This window comes from Mycobacterium sp., assembly GCF_049683355.1.
Lineage (GTDB): Bacteria > Actinomycetota > Actinomycetes > Mycobacteriales > Mycobacteriaceae > Mycobacterium.
Window position 1 is genome coordinate 1 of sequence record NZ_JBAUJB010000185.1, and the last position, 3,667, is coordinate 3,667.

Here is a 3,667-nt window from a genome sequence, read left to right on the forward strand (position 1 = left end):
AACCTGGTGCGCAACGCCATCACCCACGGCGACGCCACCCGGATCCTGCTCGCCGCGCACCGCCACGACGGAACGATGACCATCGTCGTCGACGACAACGGCCGCGGGCTGCCTGCCGAGGAGCACGAGTCGGTCCTGGGCCGCTTCTCCCGTGGAAGCAACGCCGCGCCGGGCGGCTCCGGGCTGGGTCTGGCCCTGGTCGCCCAGCAGGCGACGCTGCACGGCGGCACGATCGAGCTCTCGGACGGCCCCCTCGGTGGGCTCAGGGCGACGTTCACGATGCTGATATCCCCGCAGCTGCACGAGGATGCTGAGGAGTAGTCGGCTCCGGCCCTCGCCTACCGCTTCTGCCTACCGTTTCTTCAGCGCCTCGAGCAACCGATGTTCGGTGTCCTCACCCGGCTTGATACCCGTCGGGATGCGGAGCAGGAAGAAAGCGCCGATCGCCCACCACACACCGAACAGGATCCACGGCGGCATGTCGAGGAACGCGGGCATCCCCGGCAGGTAGAGGCTCAGCAGTCCGAAGCAGAGCACCACCGCGGCGCCACCGATCAGCAGGCCGCCCTTGCCCTGCCCGCCGACCCGAAGCGGCCGATCCATCAGCGGCTCCCGCCGGCGCAGGACCAGGAAGACGATGGACACCAGCAGGTAGGCGATCACGATGCTGGGAGAACCGGAGTCGACCAGCCAGACCAGCATCGCCTCACCGAGGAACGGGGCGATAAACGACAGCCCGCCGATGAACAGCAGCGCGTTGACCGGGGTGCGGAATTTCGGGTGCAGTCTGCCGAACCAGGCGGGCAGCATCCCGGAGCGCGCCATCGAGTACATCAGTCGAGATGCACCGAGCAGCAGTGAGTTCCACGAGGTGAGGATTCCGGCGATGCCGCCGGCAATCAACACCTTCGCCATGAAGTCGCTGCTGAACATGGCGCCGAACGCGTCCGCGGTGGCGATGTCGGCGTCGGCCAGCTCGCTCACCGGCATCGCCGACGAGGTCGTCACGATGACCAGGAGATAGAAGATCGTCGCCAGCACCACGGCGATGACCACCAACCGTCCGATCTGCCGGGCGGGCACGTTCACCTCCTCCGCGGACTGCGGGATGACGTCGAAACCGACGAACAGGAACGGCACCACCACCAGCACGGCGAAGAATCCGGCCGCGCCGCCAGTGAAGAGCGGTGCCATGTTGCCGGTCTCCCCGCCGGTGAAGGCACCGACCACCAGCATCAGCACGATGACCAGCAACAGCACGACGACAAAGGTCTGCACCACACTCGCGAACTTGACGCCGAGGATGTTGATGGCGGTGATCACGACCGCAGCGATCGCGCCGACCAGCGCCCAGGTGAGATACACCTCGCTGCCCGCGACGTCCCACAGCCGAACGTGGTTGAGGCCCGGGAAGAGGTACAACGCGGTCCTGGGCAGGGCGACGGCCTCGAACGCCACGATCGTCACGTATCCGCCGACGATGCCCCAGGATCCGATGAACGACCATCGCGGCCCCATCCCCCGGAGCAGGAGTTGTGCTCGCCGCCGGCTTTCGGCATGGCCGCGGTCAGCTCGGCGTAGGTCAGGCCGACCACGGCCATGATCACTCCGCCCGCGGCCATGGCCAGCACGGCTCCCAGCGTGCCCGCGGACCCGATCCAGTCACCGGTGAGCACCACCCAGCCGAAACCGATCATGGCACCGAAGCCCAGCGCGAGGACGTCCCAGTTGCCGAGGACTTTCAGAAACGACGTGTCTTCGGCTTCGACCGCTTTTCGCTTCATTGTGGGACCCACCCTTCCGGTGTTCGACGACGGGCACCGGCCAGTGCCCGCCACCCCAACAGCAGCACCGCGGTCGTCACCGAGGCGACCACGATGAAGCTGACGGCGGTGCCCTGAGAGGTGGCCTTGCGCAACAGCATCGCGACCACCACGGTGCACACCCAGACGACCAAGCCGGTGGGGGCGAGTGAGGCCGGGCGCTGCCAGCCGCGCGCGAGCATCCAGCCCAGAGCTGTTCCGGTGAGGAAAGGCCATGCGGTCTCGGCGATTCCGCTGACGGTCAGTCCCTCGGCGTGGCTGCGCCGCCCGATCGAGCAGAACAGCACGACGCACACGACGTCGGCGGCCAGTGCCCCCGCCGCCACACGCGCCGACGGGCGGTCACCGTTGCGCATAGGTCATCACATCGTAAACAAGTGGACTGGTGTCGTTCTCGCCGCGTGGAGCGAATCCTGGTTGCAGCTCGGCAGGGCGGCCATCGAGGAGCGCGCCGAGCGCTTCGGGACCGCCGGTGAGCCGCGAGTCCAGCTGGAATGACGACAGCACAAACGGCAGACCGTCGGACCGAAGCGGGTCGGGTGAGTTCATCACGTGGAAGTGCAGGTGGGGTGCATCGGTGTTGCCGCTGTTGCCCAATGAACCGATCACCTGGCCAGCGGTCAGTTGGTCGGCGGGCTTGACCTTGACCGTCCCGGTCTGGAGGTGGGCGTAGAACGCGTAGGTGCCGTCACCGAGGTCCTGCACGACGTGGTTGCCGCCGTACTGCTCGAGGGTCAACCCTGTCGTTGCTGTCCCGGGGACCTGTTCGACCAAGCCGTCCAGCGTCGACACCACGGGGCCGTCGCCGACCGCCAGAATGTCGGCGCCGAAGTACGGGTAGCTGTTCACATCCGTCGGTTCACCGGTGGAAATCCGGCCGTCGGGGCCCAGTTGGAGGTAGTCGATCGCGAACCGCTCGGCCGCCCAGATCTGGCCGTCGATCGGATTGAGCGCAGTGCGGTGCGGGGTCATGTCGCAGCAACTGTTGGCGTTGAGCCAGTTCGGTCCGGCCAGTGGCGGCGAGAGGACGACCGGTTCCCGCTTCGCCACGGTGACCGGAGCGACGTTCTCGGTCATGGCGGCTTCGAACAGTGGCGGCATCGGCTGCGGCACCGAGATGCCGACGGCGTGGGTCAGCTGGTCCGGAACGACCTCGTCCGGGGCCAGTGCCACGTCCAGCCACACGAACGCGCTCTGTCCCGCACCGATTGTTGTTGTCGGCGTGGGGGTTCCGATGATGCGCGTCCAGTAGGCGAGGCGGTCGCCCGGCATGCTGAGCAGCGTTCGGTTCCCGGCGCGGACATCAACGGATGTGACCGTCACGTCCTGGGCGAGGGCGTTCGTCAGCTGCAGTTCGTAGGCAACGTGTACCTTGCCGTCGGTGCCGGGCACCGGTATCGGCGCCGCGAGCACCTGCGCCACCAACGGCGTCGCCACGGACGGCGCGGGCGGTGTGGCCGTGGGGGCCACCGAGGCCGAAGCCGCGCTGGTGCCGACGGGCGTGGTCTCGGGCGCAGCGGAGCAGCCTGCCGTCAGCAATAGCGAAGCGACCGAACCGGCGCCGATCAATGAACGAATGTGTCTAGGGCTCACTTTCTTCGCTACCTGCCGGGATCTTCGGGCGCCGGCCCGGAGGGGGCGGCGCCGGGTGGGTGGGGGGCCTCCGGGTCGGGACTGAACTGTGCTGCCTTCGTGGTTTCGACGACCGCCACCGGAACGACGACCGGACCGGTGTCGGGATCGATGTCCTTTTCGGTGCGGAACATGAAGAAGAAGATCACCCAGCCGATCACGGCGATGAAGATCCAGCTGATCAACCGGTAGACCAGCATCGCGGATATCGC

General features: G+C 67.4%; 5 protein-coding genes and 1 pseudogene. 1 reads left to right on the plus strand and 5 read right to left on the minus strand.

Annotated elements, in window-relative coordinates:
• A partial coding sequence (locus WA944_RS11060; protein ID WP_526646927.1) for a sensor histidine kinase occupies positions 1 to 321 on the plus strand: 321 nt, incomplete at its 5' end.
• Positions 322 to 351: 30 nt separating this feature from the next.
• Here the strand turns inward: WA944_RS11060 and WA944_RS11065 are convergent.
• The 5 genes and pseudogenes from WA944_RS11065 to WA944_RS11085 form a co-directional block, all read right to left on the minus strand.
• Positions 352 to 1,518, minus strand: coding sequence for an amino acid permease (locus tag WA944_RS11065; RefSeq protein WP_526372686.1), 1,167 nt, complete (start codon positions 1,516 to 1,518; stop codon positions 352 to 354).
• Positions 1,464 to 1,784, minus strand: a complete 321-nt coding sequence (locus WA944_RS11070; RefSeq protein WP_526372687.1) for an amino acid permease — start codon at positions 1,782 to 1,784, stop codon at positions 1,464 to 1,466. Before WA944_RS11070 ends, WA944_RS11065 begins: the two co-directional genes overlap by 55 nt.
• Positions 1,781 to 2,179 (minus strand): DUF3054 family protein, encoded by a 399-nt coding sequence (locus WA944_RS11075; RefSeq protein ID WP_526372688.1) that lies wholly within the window; start codon positions 2,177 to 2,179, stop codon positions 1,781 to 1,783. Before WA944_RS11075 ends, WA944_RS11070 begins: the two co-directional genes overlap by 4 nt.
• The gene (locus WA944_RS11080; protein WP_526646929.1) at positions 2,166 to 3,392 is read right to left on the minus strand and encodes a M23 family metallopeptidase; all 1,227 of its coding nucleotides are present in this window, start codon (positions 3,390 to 3,392) and stop codon (positions 2,166 to 2,168) included. Before WA944_RS11080 ends, WA944_RS11075 begins: the two co-directional genes overlap by 14 nt.
• Before the next feature lie 32 nt (positions 3,393 to 3,424).
• Positions 3,425 to 3,667 (minus strand): annotated as a pseudogene (locus tag WA944_RS11085) (TIGR00374 family protein); the annotation flags it as partial.